A 16,423-nucleotide genomic window follows, 5' to 3' on the forward strand; every position below is an offset into this window, starting at 1 on the left:
CAAACAAACATATATAATTTAATTACATGTTTTTATTGGAGGTGCACTACATGACAACGGGAGATCTGCATAACGGCACATCCGCTGTAACGGTAATATTGACGTTACTGATGATATTGGTGGTTGGCGTTGGCATAGTGCTAGGCTGGCAAAACCACCGCTCATATATTTATAGTATTGGTAGAGAAATAGCCAAATATGGGACGTTAGTCCAGACTTATCATTTGTCCTATCTCAAAGGGGACCATTTTGTGGTAAAATATTATCCAGGAGATAAAGAACAGGCGACATTAGCTTTAGAGGCGGCAGAAAACTTTGTCGGGCCGATTGCAGAAAAATTAGGATATATACCAGAGCAAGAAGTAACCATTGTTGTTTACCCAACCAGAGAAAAACTAAATAACTATTTTGGCTGGCCGGCGGATGAGAGTGCCATGGGGGTTTACTGGGCTGGCACCATTAGAGTGCTGGCACCCCGGGAATGGATTAATACAGACAACGCTGCTGATATGCGAGAAATATTTTTTTCATCTGGTCCAATGGCCCATGAAATTGCCCACTTGGCTGTGGATTATCGCACCAGGGGTAACTACACCCGTTGGTTCACCGAAGGGATAGCCCAATATATAGAGTTAGAATTGACCGGGTTTCGGTTTAAAGATCCAGCGGGCACGTTGGATCAACAACGTTATTCAATTGAACAACTAACCAACCAATTTGATCAATTGCCTAACCAATCATTGGCCTATCGACAATCGCTGGCGGCAACATATTATTTGGTGGCGGTCTATGGCGAAGGGGTATTAACAGAAATATTAGATGAGCTGATGAGCGGTGCCACCATGGACCAAGCGCTACAACGCACCTGTGACGTTGATTTAAAAAATTTTGAAAATCAGCTAAATAAGTGGTTGGATAATAACTGGCATGTGTTATCATAGATAGTGTTGAAATTAGAGTTTATAAACATGTATTTTTATGTTAATGTAGGAATATGATGTAAATATATTTATCCCTGGTATGCACTAAAGGAGGCAGTTATAATTTGAAAAGAATTGTTGTTAATGGTGGTCAGCCCCTTGTTGGCCGCATCAGAGTTAGTGGGGCCAAAAATGCTGCGCTGGCTTTAATCTGTGCTGCACTAATGTCCGATAAACCCTTGGTTTTAGATAACGTACCCGATATCAGCGATGTGCGTGTAATTATAGAAATAATCGGCACCATTGGTGCCAACGTCCGTTGGGAAGGACCCAATTCATTGCGCATTGTTCCTTCTGCTGAATTAAAGGACAACCCACCATACGATTTAGTAAAAAAACTCAGAGCCTCCAATTTGCTGGTGGGACCCCTTTTAGCGAAGTATGGTCAAGCAAACATTGCCTTGCCCGGGGGTTGTAATATCGGCGTTAGGCCGATGGACTTACACTTTAAGGGCTTGTCCGGATTAGGGGCTAAAGTTTCCATTAACCGCGGCTGCATTGTGGGCACTGCCAAAAAGCTAACCGGCGCCAGAATATATTTAGATTTTCCCAGCGTTGGTGCCACCGAAAACATTATGATGGCCGCCTGTCTGGCCGAAGGACAGACCATTATTGAGAACGTGGCTAAAGAGCCGGAGATTGTGGATTTAGCCAATTTCTTAAATGCCATGGGCGCCAAAGTAAGGGGTGCTGGCACCGATGTGATTAAAATTGAAGGGGCAACCGCATTGGATAGCTGTGAACGGTATACAGTTATTCCCGATCGCATCGAGGCGGGAACCTATATGGTGGCTGCCGCCGCCACCCGCGGCGATGTAATGGTGGAAAATGTGATTGCCAAACACTTGGAACCGGTAATTGCTAAGCTAAGGGAAGCCAATGTTTTAGTGGAAGAGCATGAGGATTATGTGCGGGTTAAGGCCGACCAGTCTTTAAATCCGGTGGATATTAAAACCATGCCTTACCCAGGGTTTCCCACCGACATGCAGTCCCAAATGGCGGTAATGCTTTGTACTGTACCGGGCACCAGTGTCATTATTGAAAATATTTTTGAAAACCGTTTTCAAATTGCTGACGAACTGAAGCGGCTGGGGGCCAATATTAAAGTAGAGGGTAGAATGGCAGTAATCGAAGGGGTGCCAGCATTACACGGTACCCAGGTGAAGGCCACAGATTTACGGGCCGGGGCGGCACTGTTGATAGCCGGGCTGGTGGCCAAGGGCGAAACCATTATTAACGATTCCCACTATATTTATCGTGGCTATCAAGATATTGATAGCAAGCTGCAAAACCTAGGGGCAGATGTGAAAATTGTATAACGGTTATAATAATCGAAGGGGTGCATGTGCTCAAAGGAGTACCTGTGCCCCTTTTGTTTAAACTTACAGAGGTGATAATGTGCGTATCAGTGTTATCGCGGTGGGCAAGTTAAAGGAAAAATACCTAAGGGATGGGGTGCAGGAGTATTTAAAACGTCTGCAGCCCTACGCCAGAGTGGAAATAATTGAAGTAAATGACCAGCCCCATGGTGAGGGCCTATCTCCCCAAGGGGCGGAACAGGTAAAACAAAAAGAGGCAGAGCGGATTGAAAAGCACATCAGACATGACACCCTGCTAATTGCCCTGGACTTAGCCGGTAAAATGTACAGCTCAGAGGAACTGGCCGCTTATATGGAAAATTTAATGCTCAGGGGCAAAAGTGACATTACCATGATCATTGGCGGCTCGTTGGGCATCAGCCAACAACTGCTGCAGCGCTGTCAACTGAAACTATCCTTTTCCAAAATGACCTTCCCCCACCAACTAATGCGGTTAATTTTAGTAGAACAAATTTACCGCGCCTTTAAAATAATTAAAAATGAACCGTACCACAAGTAACGGCTAAATCACTTCGCTGTAGCTGCCCAAAAAAATAAACTTTTCCAGGTTGGCATCTAGCTGGCTCAGCAAGTTAACAGTTTGAGGCGAATAGGCTGAAGCCTCAAAATCGAAGTAAAACAGGAATTCAAAATCCCGGCCAGTCATCGGGCGGCTTTCCAGTTTGGTTAGGTTAAGGCCCAACGCCGAGAACTTGGCTAACAAAGTGTAAAGGGAGCCGGATTTGTGTGGCAGAGTCAGCATCACACTAATTTTGTTGGCCCCAGGATAAATCTTCATTGTTTTTGAAATGCAAATAAAGCGGGTATAATTATTGTCTCGATTTTGAATGTGGTCCGACAAAATATCCAATCCATAAAGTTTGGCACAGCATTCAGAAGAAATGGCAGCCAGATCGTGGCGGTTTGCAGCGGCTACATATTTGGCGGCCGCTGCGGTGTTGCTAAAATAGGTCACCTTGATCTGGGGGTGGGCCTTTAGAAACTCACTGCATTGCCGAATGGCCTGTTCATGGGAAACAATTTCACGAATATCGCCCAAAGCCACCCCGGGTTTGGCTAACAATGCATGATTGATTCTCAGGCGGATACTGCGCACGATATAAAATTTGTATCTTTCCATTAAGTCATAGACAGGGACCACCGTACCAGCCAAACTATTTTCAACGGGTAAAATGCCGTATTCGCACAGACCTTTTTCGACTGCCTGGAAAATCGCTTCAAAATCGTTAAAAAACATCAGTGCTGGTAGTGAAAATAATTTATCACCAGCCTGTTGTGAGTAAGACCCCTCGGTTCCCTGGCAGGCAACCCTAGCTTTGGTGGGAAAAGATTGGGTCAAATCACAGGTGGCCGCTTTAATTTCTTGGGCAAGCTGAGAGTTATGAGGGATCAACTGATTCTGATAGGCTCTGCTCAGGTCAAAGAGGGTGTTATATAACTGGCTGGCATAGGACTCCATTTCTTCCCCCGCAAGTTCGGCAATGCGGTTTAATACCTCCCTTTCCCTTTGGCTATCGAAAACAGGCAGCTGGTTTTCGATCTTATAACTGGCAATATCCGCGGCGGTGTTCATCCGCTTTAAAAATAACTCCACCAACTGCGAATCAATTTGATTAATTTCTTCCCGTAACTTTTTTATGTCCATGCCTCTGTCTCCTTCTAACTTAAAGTATCAGATCCAGCAAAGTAATGGCCATTACTGCCTCTACACAGGGCACCGCCCGGGGCACGATACAGGGATCGTGGCGTCCTTTAATGGTAAGGGCAGTATTTTTTTTATCAGCAAGACTGATAGAGTTTTGCTGAATACCAATGGAAGGCGTAGGCTTAAAGGCCGCCCTTAGAATGATTGGCATGCCCGAGGCAATGCCACCCAAAATACCGCCATGATGATTAGTTTTGGTTTTTACTTGACCCTGATCATCGTAGTAGAAGGGGTCATTATTTTGGGAACCTCTCAGTTTAGCAGCGGCAAAGCCGTTACCAAATTCCACACCTTTGACAGCGGGAATAGCAAAAAGGGCCGCTGACAACCTATTTTCCAGGCCATCAAATATTGGTTCGCCCACACCCACAGGAACGCCTAGGGCGCAGCCTTCTATAATTCCTCCAATGGAATCGGCCTGCCCCTTAACCAGTTGAATTTGCTCAAGCATTTGTTTACCTGCCTCATCGCTGAGCACCGGAAATTCTTTCTGGGTGATAGTTTCAAGTTCTGTGGCATTCACCGCCACCGCATCGAAGGGCCGATCGTTAATCTCTCCGATGGAGTAAATATGGGCTCCGATGGAGATGCCGCGACGTTCTAAAAGCTGTAAACAAACGGCACCGGCAAAGCAGAGTGGCGCGGTCAGCCGCCCGGAGAAATGACCCCCACCGCGAATGTCATTGGCACCATGATATTTCATGTGGGCACAATAATCGGCATGGGAAGGTCTGGGTACATCCAAAATATTGGCATAGTCTGCCGATCGACAATCGGTATTTTCAATGATGGCCCCAAGGGGGGAGCCACAGGTTTTGCCTGCCAAAAGGCCGCTGATAACTTTTGCTTGGTCAGCTTCCCGGCGCGTGGTGGAAAATTGATTTTTACCAGGGGCCCGGCGGGCTAGAAACTTTTGCACCCGGGCCAAGTCTATCGCTTCGCCAGGTGGCAAGCCGTCAATAACTACCCCCATGGCCGCGGAATGGGACTGTCCAAAAATCGAGATCTTTAGTTTCGTACCAAAATTAAAGGACATTGACCAACCCTCCCAACATTTTATAGTGCTCAAAAAATTGTGGATAGGACTTATTGATGGCTTCGGCACCTTCAATTATCAATTCATGTTGACATAGCATGGCCGCAATGGCCATTGACATGACAATTCTGTGATCTCCAAAGCCATTAACCACTCCACCTTGTAGGGGTTTACCGCCACGGATGACCAGTCCATCCTGCTTCTCGGTCACAGCGACGCCAATTCTGGTTAAATTCTCAGCCATGGCTGCCAGGCGGTCGCTTTCTTTAATTCGCAGGCGCCCGGCGTTATAGATTTCGGTGGTACCTTCAGCGGCGGCGGCCACCACCGACAGGATGGGAATTAAATCGGGAATTTCAGCAGCGTCAATGGTGCTGGCCGTTAGTGCTTTTCCGGTGGCATGGGCGGTGGCATTGGAGAAAGACACCTGGGCACCAAAGCCTTTCAGCACATTGATTATTTCTTTATCCCCCTGCAGCGACTCTTCCCTGAGACCGTCACATAAAATTTCACTGCCCGGCAAGGCGCCGGCACAGAGCCAAAAAGCAGCGTTGGACCAGTCTCCCTCCACTTGCAGACTTTGTGGGGAGCGATAGATTTGCCTGCCTTTAACAACGTAGCCCTCTGCCGATTGCTCTATCACAATGCCAAATTTTTTCAGCGTGGCCTTTGTCATGTTGACGTAGCCTTTGGACTCCAAGTGGGAAGTCAGCACAATGCGGCTATCTTCGGCCAACAGTGGCAGTGCAAACAACAGGCCGGAGACAAACTGAGAACTAACATCCCCGGGCAGGGTATAGGTTCCGCCGGTAATGGGGCCCTGTAGCGTCACCGGTAGTGCAGTGCGATCCCATTGGCAACGGTGGTCTTTAAGCTGATCGAGCACTTGATGAATGGGGCGGTGGGGCAACCTACCATGTCCCGTTAGGGTGGCCTTTACACCCAAAGCCGCCACCACCGGGATGAGAAAACGCAAAGTAGAACCACTTTCACCACAGTCAAGTTCTGCCACAGCAGACTGGTTTGACCAAAGGGGTGTCACCGTCAACAGATCCGGTTCAGTAATTGCAATCTTAGCCCCCAGCGCCCTTAGACAGTCCATAGTGACATGAATATCATCGGAATATGAACTAAGCCTAACAGTTGTGGGCTGATCTGCTAAGGCGGCAGATATTAAAATGCGATGGGCATCTGATTTGGAGGCGGGCGCTTTCACCCGCCCCTTTAAAGCCGATGGCGTGATACGAACGTTCATGCTAGGCCCCCTCACCAATTCCTTGTTTAATAAAATCCTCTAAAGCGGTAACAGGTATTTTGTGCAACAAACAGTGACCTATTCTTTTGGGAATTACCAACGTGATGGTGTCTCCGCGACGCTTTTTATCCAGCAGTGCTGCCTCTGCCAGTTCCTTGGCGCTAAAGGGAACAGTCAGGGGCAGGTTGTTGGCCAGCAGTGCCGCTGTAATGGGTTGGGAACAGTCCTCTTCGGAAAGCCCCAAGCGCCAAGCTGCGGTGCTGATGGTTTTCATACCCATGGCCACCGCCTGACCGTGGGTAATGGCATAACCACTGCACCGTTCCACAGCGTGACCGATGGTGTGCCCAAAGTTTAACAACTGACGATCACCGTGGTCATATTCATCCCGCATCACCAAGTCCCGTTTAATGGTGACACACTTTGTGATGATGTTTACCATGTTTTGTTGGACTTTTCCCGCTGCCAATTGGTCAAACAATTCCGGTGCGGCTAAAACTCCGTACTTAATGGCTTCAGCCACACCATCGGCATAAACTTTATCTGGCAACGTGGCAAAAACCGCCGGATCGCAAAGTACTAAACTTGGTTGGTAAAAGGTGCCGGCCAGATTTTTTCCGGCCACCAGGTCAATGCCGGTTTTACCGCCAACGGACGAATCAATGGCCGCCAAAAAGGTAGTGGGGATTTGCAAAAACCCAATGCCCCGTAGGTAAACAGAAGCGGCAAAGCCAGCCAAATCCCCGGTGACACCACCACCCAGTGCCACCACCAGGTCCGATCTGGTCAGTGGCTGCTGAGCCAAAAACTCCAGCACTTGACTTAAAACATTAATGTTTTTTGAACTTTCACCGTGTTTAAAAACAAATTTACATACCGTAAAGCCTGCTGCGGTCAACGCTTTGCCTACAACCTCTGCATACAGTGAATCTACAATATCGTCGGTCACCAGTGCTACCGTACAACGTGAAAACCTTTTGGCCACCTGCTGCCCGGTTCGCTGCAAAATTCCCTGTTCAATGATGATGTCATAACTCTTTGATGCGTTAACAGTAACAATTTTCATAGATACTCATTTCCTTTTTAGTCAGCAATGGATTCTTTAATCTTTCTTCCCTCTTGTAGCAATTCCTTTACCCGCTCCGGTTCATTAAATTGGAGCGCATCTCGATATTCAACCAGGCGTTCTAGCAAACCGTTCAATTCGCTGATTAGATTTTGCCGATTGGCAAAGAACAGTTCAGTCCACAAATTTTCGTTCAGCTTTGCCACTCTGGTCATATCACGAAAGCTACCGGCGGAAAACCCTTGATGCTTCGGCGCCAATTTGCTCTTAACATAAGCGCTTGAAACCACATGGGCCAACTGGGATGTGTAGGCAATCATCCGATCGTGCTCCTCGGGCGAACAAAGGGTAATGTTAGAAAAGCCAAGCTTTAGCCAAAATTGTTTCATAAAGTCCAATATCTCCAGCGGAGTTTGGTGGTAAGGGGTTATCAGCATCGAGGCGTTACAAAAGAGCTGCTCGTGGGCATATCTAAAGCCGGAATTTTCAATGCCCGCCATTGGGTGTGCCCCTATAAAAACAAAATCGTTAGCAATGGCGGTATCCAGCAGGGCCTCACAGACCATTTCTTTAACCCCACCGCAATCTGTAACAATGCAACCCTTTTTAAAGCTGGCTGCGTGAGTATTTATATAGTCGATGGTGTCTTTAGGATAAAGGGCTACGATTAGCATATCACATTCCGACAAGTTCTTTTCATCAAGGGCATCATCAATGGCCTCAAACAATTTGGCACAATATATCACTGAATCTTGAATATCCGTGCCAAATACTTTATAGTCGGTATTTTGTTTAATGGATTTGGCAATGGACCCGCCAATTAATCCAAGGCCTACCACCCCAATGTTCATTGTTCAAACCTCCTCATCAGTTGTAATAACTCCCGGGCCTCACCGGCCAACTGATTAAAGGCCTCGGGTTTCAACGATTGCGGACCATCGCAAAGGGCGCGACTGGGATCATTGTGCACCTCAATAATCAGACCGTCTGCTCCGGCTGCGATGGCTGCCAATGAAAGGGGCCTTACCAAGCGGGACATCCCTGCGGAATGGCTGGGGTCCACAATGATGGGCAGATGGGTTTTACTCTTCAACACCGGAATGGCTGATATATCTAACGTGTTTCTGGTGGCCGTTTCAAAGGTGCGGATACCCCTTTCGCAGAGAATCACATTTTCGTTGCCACCGGCCAAAATGTACTCTGCACTCATCAGCAGCTCTTCGATGGTATTGGATAAACCACGCTTCAGTAAAATTGGCTTTTGTAGCTTGCCAAGCGCCTTTAGCAGTTCAAAGTTTTGCATATTTCTGGTACCCACCTGAATTACGTCCACCTCTTCAAACAATGGGATATGGGAGATGTTCATAATTTCGGTTACAATGGGCAGTCCGGTCAGCCTTTTGGCTTCCAGCAAAAGCTTAATTCCTTCGGCGTGCATGCCCTGGAAAGAGTAGGGTGAGGTGCGGGGTTTAAAAGCACCGCCACGCAGCATGGTGGCTCCAGAACTTTTCACGCTTTCAGCAATGGTACAAATTTGTTCCCGGGATTCAACAGAGCAAGGGCCAGCAATTATTTGAAAATTACCACCGCCAATTTTAATACCGTTGATATCAACTACAGTATCATCGGTGTGAAACTTGCGATTGGCCTTTTTATAGGGTTCCTGCACCCGCTGAACGTCTTGCACGATATCCAGAGATTTGATTAGATCAATATCAACAATACTGGTATCACCTATAAGACCGATGACAGTTTGTTTTGTTCCCACCATAAAGTGGGTACTGATATTAAGGCTTTTTAGCCAAGTAATCAGAGGTTCCACCTGCTTTTCATCTGGGCTATTTTCTTTCAGTATAACAATCATTTTGCTTCCTCCTAAAGTTTATTTTTAGTAAATTTAATTCCTTCCAGTTCAATAAAATCTAAAATACCTTTAGTAACTGCTTCAATACTTTTAGCTTCGGTGTCAACGGTATACTTTGCCCGTTGATAGGTAAGTTGCCGTTTTTGCCACAGACTTTCAAGTTGGGATCGGCTCTGTTGCAGCAGCGGGCGGTTTTTGCCTCCGGTTCTCTGCATGGCGGTGTCCAGTGTGACATATAAGTAAACCACCAGACCCAACTGGTTAAGGGTTTGCCAATTTTTCTCCAACGCAGGGGCGCCACCACCGGTGGAAATTACCGTCCTTTGCTTGGAAGCTAACCTTTTTAATAAAGCTGTTTCAGCGGAACGGAAGTAGCTTTCTCCATATTGTCTAAAAATGCTGGGAATATCCATTTGCATCATACATTCAATTTCTTTGTCGGTGTCCATAAAATCAAAGTCTAATTCCTCTGCTAACTTGCTGCCAACTGAGCTTTTACCCGCTCCCATAAAACCAATTAGAATAATGTTTTTCTCTTTCAATTGTCCTCCTCCCATCGGATATCCTTAATAAAAAAACTCTCCATCCCAGCAAGGGACGGAGAGTTAATTCCGCGGTACCACCCTAATTGCGTTGGCCACTTTTACCGGTACGGGATTGTTTATCCGATACCTCTTCCTTGATAACGGGGGAAAACCCGGCTGTCCCTACTTGAATTTCAGGAAGCAACTCCGGAGCGAACTTCAATCAACCTTGCCCTAAAGAAGCTTCCAGTCTAGACTTCTTCTCCCTGAAGGGCAGCATTTGATCTACTTTTCTCCATCATTGTCGTTGGGATTAATTATGTTAGGAGCAAGGTTACCACATTGAGCAACGATAGTCAATAGCAATTTTAAAAAAACTTATTAAAAAATATATGCATTAAGCTTTAGCCTTTATACCAGGATAATACATTTTGATAGGAAGCAAACCCATAAAAACCCAAGGGGTCCTGCTGGTCAAATACCGGACCAAATATTCTTTCTGGTTCGCCACCCTCCGCCTTGATGCTCCAAAGGGCATTATCCTTTACATACAAAATGTGACGTCCATCCTTAGACCAAGATGGTTGATAAATGCCTTGTCCCGCCGTTGGCAAAGCCTGGACATTTGAGCCGTCGGCATTGGCTACATAAAGTGTTCGTGAATTCACCCAGGCATTTAGAGAATCAAGGTTTTCAAATCCCCAGACATCGTTGCCCAGGTTTTTGGCAGCAACAAAGGTTATTTTTTTGCCATCCGGTGAAAATTGAGGGTCAATGGTTACACAGCCGTTTGGGTTTTGTAAAGGTTCAAGCTGGCCGGTCTTTAAATTAACCAAGACAAGGCTTTTATCCGCCCAGGCAATGCGCCCACCACCTGCCACCATTAACAACTGCCCCTGTGGTGAAAAGGACAGCCACTCATTGTAGGTTAATCCAGAGGTAATTGGTTTAGGTTTGGGGTCGGTTTCACCCAATTGCAGTTTATACAGATCAACTCCATCCGCTGCTATGGACTGGCCGTGGGCGGGAATTAACCAAAAAAGTAGCCCGGCACCATCTTTCTGCCAACCTGCCAGCTGGATTCCTGTACCAGGGGTTTGCAGGTGGTTAACAGGCTTACCACCGTTAACAGCCACCGTTAACAGCACGTCATCCATATTCCCTGGTTCTTTAGCGGCAATGGTATCATTGTAGGCGATGGTTTTTCCATCGGGAGACCAAGTGAAGTTGGGAAACTTACCGGAAGTTTTAACCAGCCGCTGGGGTGCCCCCTCTGTTGATAACAGCCAAAGGCCTTCTTCGGTACTTACAGACATGACGTTGGCAGTGGGAGACCAAGAAAATTTATCAGCCATCACCGGGCCCGGTAAACCCTGTACCTGGTGAGCCTGGGTACCGTCTTTGCGCACCAGCCAAAGAGGGCCACTCATTGCACTTTTATCGGTCACTTGGATAAAAGCCAAGCACTCACCGTCATAAGACCAGGTGGGTTGCAGCGCATCACCAAACCCCCACCAACACCAAACAAATTATTATCGGACGGGTAAATGGTTTAAAACTCAAGTTTTTCAACCTCCTTTTTTACAAGTTATAACACGTTGGTTTTGCAATCCTGTTACGGGATGTTACAAACTTGTTACAGATGCTAGCGCTTTTGGAGGTAGTTCGGGAACAATAATCCTTACTATAAGCCCCTGTCCCGGAGGGGATGCAAACTCTAATTTGCCCCGGTGTAAGCCCAGTATCTCTTTGACGATGGACAGCCCCAGTCCCGATCCGCCCGAATTTCTCTCTCGGGCGGTGGCTGGACGATAAAATCTGGTTGCCAGTTGGGCAAGCACATGCTGCGGTACCCCGGGTCCCGAATCTTGAATGGTGATATAGACGAAGCCTTGTTTTGCCTCTGACTTTAATTGAACTAAACCACCAACTGGTGAGTAGTAAACGGCATTAATAAGCACATTAACCAACGCTTGATGTAACCAGTCTGGGTCGCCTTCGAGCCAGATTTCCTTTGCTTCAGCCGGATGTATTTTAATTTGCCGTTCGGCGGCCAGAGGTTTAATTACCCAGAGGGCCTCCTCTATAAGGTTAGTAACCCTAATGGGTACGTTATTAATTTTTAGTTCCGGGTTATCCAACCTGGCCAAAAGCAGCAAACTGTCCACTAAACGGCCCAGTCGTTCGGTCTGGCGTACAAAAGCCTCAAGTTCTTTGGGCTTAGTTAAAGAGTTTTGATTCATCCCTTCGGCCAGCGCCTGTAATGAAGCCAGTGGCGTGCGCAGTTCATGGGCGGCGTCCGCTATAAATGCCCGCCTTTGTTCATCCATTTTAGCAATGCGGGCAGACATATTATTGAAAGCCTTAGCTAAAGTGACAATTTCGTACCCCCCAGCCACAGCAACCGATTGATTCAACTCTCCAGCCTGAAGCCGACCGATGGCATGGGTAAGGTGTTCCAGCGGTCTGGACATTGAGTTTGCCAACAGCAGACCAAAACTGGCGAATATTATGGAAAATACCCCGCCAAGCAGCCAAAGTCGGTGCTTTAACTGGGCCTCCTCCTGCCGCAGCACTGATAAATCCTGTATCAGCAATAGACGACCGGATGTTTTGTCTGTAATCTTTAAAGGGGCAACGGTGTAGGCCACCCACCTTTCACCGGTGTCAAAGATTGCGGCACGGAGAATGTTAGGTTCTATAAGTTGAGATGGCAGCGGTAGGAGCTTACCGCTTAAACTGCCGTCACCATAGCCATCCACCCGCACTCGGTTGTCTGGCCCCAGCCATAAAAGGCGACCACCCGCAGACAACCCCAGTTGTTGAGCCGCTTGCGCAGGGTCGGCAGAGGATTTAAGGGAGTGAGAAAAGGCAGCAACTATTCCCTCCATAGAGGAAAGGGCCTTTTCCCTTTGGGCTTCCAGCGACATGTTGAGGGAAGTTTGTACCGCCAGCCCCGTCAATAGCGCAGTAACGGTAATGGCAATGACAGCGTAGCTAATGGCCAAACGCCAGCGCAGACTTGTAAATTTGCTATTTAGCCAGAACATAGCCGACACCAAACCTTGTCAGGATAATTGATGGATTAGCAGGGTCTTGCTCTATTTTTTGGCGCAATCTCCTGACGTGCACATCTACCGTTCGCAAATCACCTGGGAAATCATAACCCCAAACAGTTTCTAGTAAACTAACCCGTGAAAAAACTTGTCCGGGGTGGCGGGCTAAATGAGTAAGTAACGCAAATTCGGTGGGGGTTAGGGTAAGCTGCTTACCGCGTACAGCAACAGTTTGCTTATGCAAATCAATTCGAACTTGGTCGTTGCAAACCGTTATAGTTGCTCCATGGTACTGCCTTTTGGTGCGGCGCAGTATTGAGCGGATGCGTGCCACCAACTCCCGGCTGTTAAAGGGTTTGGTTACATAGTCGTCAGCTCCAAACTCCAGTCCTAAAATTTTATCAATGCTGTCGTCCCGGGCAGTTAGCATTATTATAGGCACATCGGAGTTTTTGCGTAATTCTTGACAAACCTCAAGTCCATCTTTAATCGGAAGCATTAGATCAAGAATAACAAGTTGAGGCATGTGTAATCTAAAAACAGTTAGTGCCTCACCGCCGTCTCTGGCAATAACCACTCTAAATCCAGAGGCAGTTAAGGTGTTACTTAAACCACTGACCAAATCTGGTTCATCGTCCACTATCTGTATAAGGTAGCCGGTGCCTTGCTGCTTAGAATTTTCCATACTACTTAGTTACTCCTTGTATTCAATAAAAGTGCTGCGAAGCACAAAACGTTAGAAACTGCTAAGTGTTTAACCACTACTAACATACATCAACACCGGCAAATTTGTCCATAGCGAAGGTCCTTTAACCAACTATTACCGCGTCATCAACACATAGTTATGAGGTCTGATTTTACAAGTAACAACAATTTTTACTTATACCCGGTATAAATATTATGTATTATACATTGCATGACAATATACTTTATAATAACATCATGAAAGTGAAGATAATAACAATCACCACAGTGGGCGTTACCGGTTGCGTTAAGAAAGAAAGAATAGGAGGAGATATAACAAAGCATAATTTTAGTGACCAAAGATTTAATTTTGAAATTAGAGGTGAAAAATTATGGCAGAAAATAATCGGCCAATGACCAGTGCCGAGTATATGGATAATGCTACGATGAACAAGTCCCATTATAAGTTCATATTTCTGTTAGCATTTGGTTATACCTTTGAACAGATTGATGTTTTTAACTTTTCCTTCGCGGCTCCAGCACTGACACAGTACTGGGGTGTATCAATGGAGTGGGTTGGTTTAGTCAACTCCTGTGCCTTTATCGGTATGTTGCTTGGTTGTTGGTTGGGCGGTTGGGCTGCTGACCGCTTTGGACGAAAGACAACATTTTTAGCATCGATTTTAATGTTTTCCATCTGCTCTTTAGTAAACGGTTGGGCACCTAACCCTGACATATTCCTAGCCGCCAGAACATTGACGGGTGTCGGTATGATGGGTATGGTGGTGGTGGCAATGGTTTACATTGCCGAGTTATTGCCAGCCGCAGTTAGGGGAAGATGGCAGGCCATTGCTTTGGCCACTGGACTATTAAGTATCCCATTACTTGGCCAATTTGCGTCTTGGATTGTACCTAGAGATCCCGAAGGTTGGCGCTATGTGATGTACATTGGTGGTTTCGGCTTTGTTATTTTAGCATTTAGTCGTCACTGGTTGAAGGAATCCCCCCGATGGTTAATCAGTAAAGGCCGCTATAAAGAGGCCGAAGAGGTAATCCAGTATTTTAGACCAGATGTCAAGGTGGACCTCAGTGCCGAAGCACGAGGCGAAGTTAAAGTACACAAAGAGAAGGAAGTAACCAATACCTTAGAGGTACTTAAGTTTATATTTAGTAAAGAGTACAGAAAAAAGACGTTGGTGTTGATCAACCTGGTGGTTTGGAACACTGTTGGTTACTTCATGTTCTTTGCCTGGATGCCTACCCTGCTCAACGAGTATGGTTTTTCGCTGGAAGATGCCCTGTGGATGGTGGCGCTGGTATCCTTCGGTAGCCCCATTGGTAACTACATTGCAGCGTACTTCACTGATAAAGGTGGCCGTAAGATTCCAATTGTTGTCTATGCCGCAGTAATCGGTGTGCTGACGGTGCTGTTCGGTACTCTGAAGCTGCCAATGCTGATTGTGATTATCGGTTTTGTTATTAGAATCTTGATGGATGGTATCTTTGTTTTGATGTGGTCTTACCTTGCCGAGGCTTACCCCACCGAATTTAGAAGTAGTGGTACAGGCCTTATCTTTAGTACAGGCCGTATCCTTAACGTCGGTGCCATGGCGATGGTGCCTGTCATTTACCAACAATTTGGCTACGCCGTTTTGTTCGGCATTATCGGTGCTATGTATGTAGCCATAGCCGTTGTCACTGGTTTCTGGGGCGAAAGAACAGCTGGTCGTTCACTGGAAGCAATTGCTGAAGGGGATGAAGATCAACCGGAAACCGCTGTAGCTACTGAACTAGCTGGCGCTAAAGCAAAATAGTTTTAAGACAAGATTTACTGATTAAAAACTTGCTCTCCTTAAATGTTAAAGCCTCCTGTTCTGGTTAGCAGGGGGCTTTAATGTTGAGGTCAACTATGCCGCAGCTTTTTAACAAAGGGAGCGAGAGGAGGAAATAACGGTTATGCTAAATGGCTATTTGCAAATTATTTTAACTGCCATCGGTTTTGCTGCTTTGCCGGTAATCACCAAGCTAGGCTATAACCTTGGTTTAACTGAAGGCATCATGTTGTTATTAAGATTTCTGATAGCCAGTGTCACATTGGTATTTTTATTGTTAATGAGCAAAAGCAACCGGTTTTATACATATAAATCATACTTACCCCAATTGGTGGTGCATGGCTTGGTGTTTTTTGGCAGCGCCTATTGCTACACCCTGTCCATTAAGTATATGTCTGCCACCATTACCAATATATTGCTTTATACTTATCCTCTAATGGTGGTGCTGATGTCAACGTTCATTTTTAAAGAAAAAATAACGTTGATTAAGGGCGTAACCTTACTGACTACTTTTTTTGGTTGCTTGCTGGTGATAGACGTCATAAGCATGTCCACCCAGCAAATGAGTAGGTTGGGGGTTTTATATGGCATAGGCTCAGCCGTATTTTATGCCATATATAATATTAACGGACAGTACCTTGCTAAAAAGAAGTTGCAACCCTTGACCATTACAACCTATACATCAATTGTTTGCCTATTAGCAACTGTGATTGTTTTTCCTCCTGTTAATGCTTTTGTTGGTCATTCATATTCAGCTATGTGCTTAGTTGGTCTGGGCACAGCTTTATTATGTACCGTCATGCCACTCTTTTGTTATGCCAAGGGGATAGCGGTGTTGGGGGCAAGTCGAGCCTCTATTTTAAGCAACATAGAACCAGTTTTTGCTATTGTATTGGCCGGATTACTTTTAGGAGATAGATTGACAATTATCCAATTAACTGGTGCTTTATTGATTATTTTTGGGGCTATGTTGTTAAAACTGGATGAAGTGAAACATCCAAATACGTTAAATCATAGCGTTACTCGCCAAGTGTAAAGGGTA

15 protein-coding genes and 1 other annotated feature are annotated in these 16,423 nt (G+C 46.1%); of the genes, 5 read left to right on the plus strand and 10 right to left on the minus strand.

Annotated elements, in window-relative coordinates:
- Positions 1-50 precede the first annotated feature (50 nt).
- From V6C27_12680 to rlmH, 3 genes are all read left to right on the plus strand, one after another.
- Positions 51-941 carry a hypothetical protein gene (locus tag V6C27_12680; GenBank protein ID MEG6617260.1) on the plus strand — a complete coding sequence of 297 codons (891 nt, stop codon included), beginning with the start codon at positions 51-53 and terminating at the stop codon, positions 939-941.
- A gap of 104 nt (positions 942-1,045) precedes the next feature.
- Positions 1,046-2,299, plus strand: a complete 1,254-nt coding sequence (gene murA / locus V6C27_12685) for a UDP-N-acetylglucosamine 1-carboxyvinyltransferase (GenBank protein ID MEG6617261.1) — start codon at positions 1,046-1,048, stop codon at positions 2,297-2,299.
- 79 nt (positions 2,300-2,378) lie between these two features.
- Positions 2,379-2,858 (plus strand): 23S rRNA (pseudouridine(1915)-N(3))-methyltransferase RlmH, encoded by a 480-nt coding sequence (gene rlmH, locus V6C27_12690; GenBank protein ID MEG6617262.1) that lies wholly within the window; start codon positions 2,379-2,381, stop codon positions 2,856-2,858.
- 3 nt (positions 2,859-2,861) lie between these two features.
- On the opposite strand, the gene V6C27_12695 is transcribed toward rlmH, so the two are convergent.
- From V6C27_12695 to V6C27_12740, 10 genes are all read right to left on the minus strand, one after another.
- Positions 2,862-4,004, minus strand: coding sequence for a prephenate dehydratase domain-containing protein (locus V6C27_12695; protein ID MEG6617263.1), 1,143 nt, complete (start codon positions 4,002-4,004; stop codon positions 2,862-2,864).
- Between the two features lie 19 nt (positions 4,005-4,023).
- Positions 4,024-5,100 carry a chorismate synthase gene (aroC, locus tag V6C27_12700; protein ID MEG6617264.1) on the minus strand — a complete coding sequence of 359 codons (1,077 nt, stop codon included), beginning with the start codon at positions 5,098-5,100 and terminating at the stop codon, positions 4,024-4,026.
- Positions 5,090-6,355: a 3-phosphoshikimate 1-carboxyvinyltransferase gene (gene aroA / locus V6C27_12705; GenBank protein MEG6617265.1), complete on the minus strand. Its 1,266-nt coding sequence runs from the start codon at positions 6,353-6,355 to the stop codon at positions 5,090-5,092. The genes aroC and aroA overlap by 11 nt, the downstream gene beginning before the upstream one ends.
- A 1-nt stretch (position 6,356) precedes the next feature.
- Positions 6,357-7,421: a 3-dehydroquinate synthase gene (aroB, locus tag V6C27_12710; GenBank protein MEG6617266.1), complete on the minus strand. Its 1,065-nt coding sequence runs from the start codon at positions 7,419-7,421 to the stop codon at positions 6,357-6,359.
- Positions 7,422-7,438: 17 nt separating this feature from the next.
- On the minus strand, positions 7,439-8,272 hold the full coding sequence (locus V6C27_12715) for a prephenate dehydrogenase (GenBank protein ID MEG6617267.1): 834 nt from the start codon (positions 8,270-8,272) through the stop codon (positions 7,439-7,441).
- Entirely contained in the window at positions 8,269-9,285 is a 1,017-nt protein-coding gene (gene aroF, locus V6C27_12720) for a 3-deoxy-7-phosphoheptulonate synthase (protein MEG6617268.1), read from the minus strand. Before aroF ends, V6C27_12715 begins: the two co-directional genes overlap by 4 nt.
- Positions 9,286-9,296: 11 nt before the next feature.
- The gene (locus V6C27_12725; GenBank protein ID MEG6617269.1) at positions 9,297-9,827 is read right to left on the minus strand and encodes a shikimate kinase; all 531 of its coding nucleotides are present in this window, start codon (positions 9,825-9,827) and stop codon (positions 9,297-9,299) included.
- 48 nt (positions 9,828-9,875) lie between these two features.
- Positions 9,876-10,120 (minus strand) — a binding site (T-box leader).
- Between the two features lie 93 nt (positions 10,121-10,213).
- Positions 10,214-11,272: a biopolymer transporter Tol gene (locus V6C27_12730; protein ID MEG6617270.1), complete on the minus strand. Its 1,059-nt coding sequence runs from the start codon at positions 11,270-11,272 to the stop codon at positions 10,214-10,216.
- Positions 11,273-11,434: 162 nt separating this feature from the next.
- Positions 11,435-12,859 (minus strand): HAMP domain-containing sensor histidine kinase, encoded by a 1,425-nt coding sequence (locus tag V6C27_12735; protein MEG6617271.1) that lies wholly within the window; start codon positions 12,857-12,859, stop codon positions 11,435-11,437.
- A complete protein-coding gene (locus V6C27_12740) occupies positions 12,843-13,550 on the minus strand; it encodes a response regulator transcription factor (protein ID MEG6617272.1) in 708 nt (235 codons plus the stop codon). Before V6C27_12740 ends, V6C27_12735 begins: the two co-directional genes overlap by 17 nt.
- A gap of 391 nt (positions 13,551-13,941) precedes the next feature.
- Between V6C27_12740 and V6C27_12745 the strand changes: the two genes are divergently transcribed.
- Positions 13,942-15,363, plus strand: coding sequence for an MFS transporter (locus V6C27_12745; protein MEG6617273.1), 1,422 nt, complete (start codon positions 13,942-13,944; stop codon positions 15,361-15,363).
- A gap of 142 nt (positions 15,364-15,505) precedes the next feature.
- Positions 15,506-16,417 (plus strand): DMT family transporter, encoded by a 912-nt coding sequence (locus V6C27_12750; protein MEG6617274.1) that lies wholly within the window; start codon positions 15,506-15,508, stop codon positions 16,415-16,417.
- The last annotated feature ends 6 nt before the right edge of the window (positions 16,418-16,423 follow it).

It is taken from the genome of Peptococcaceae bacterium 1198_IL3148 (assembly GCA_036763105.1).
Lineage (GTDB): Bacteria > Bacillota > Desulfotomaculia > Desulfotomaculales > Desulfohalotomaculaceae > JBAIYS01.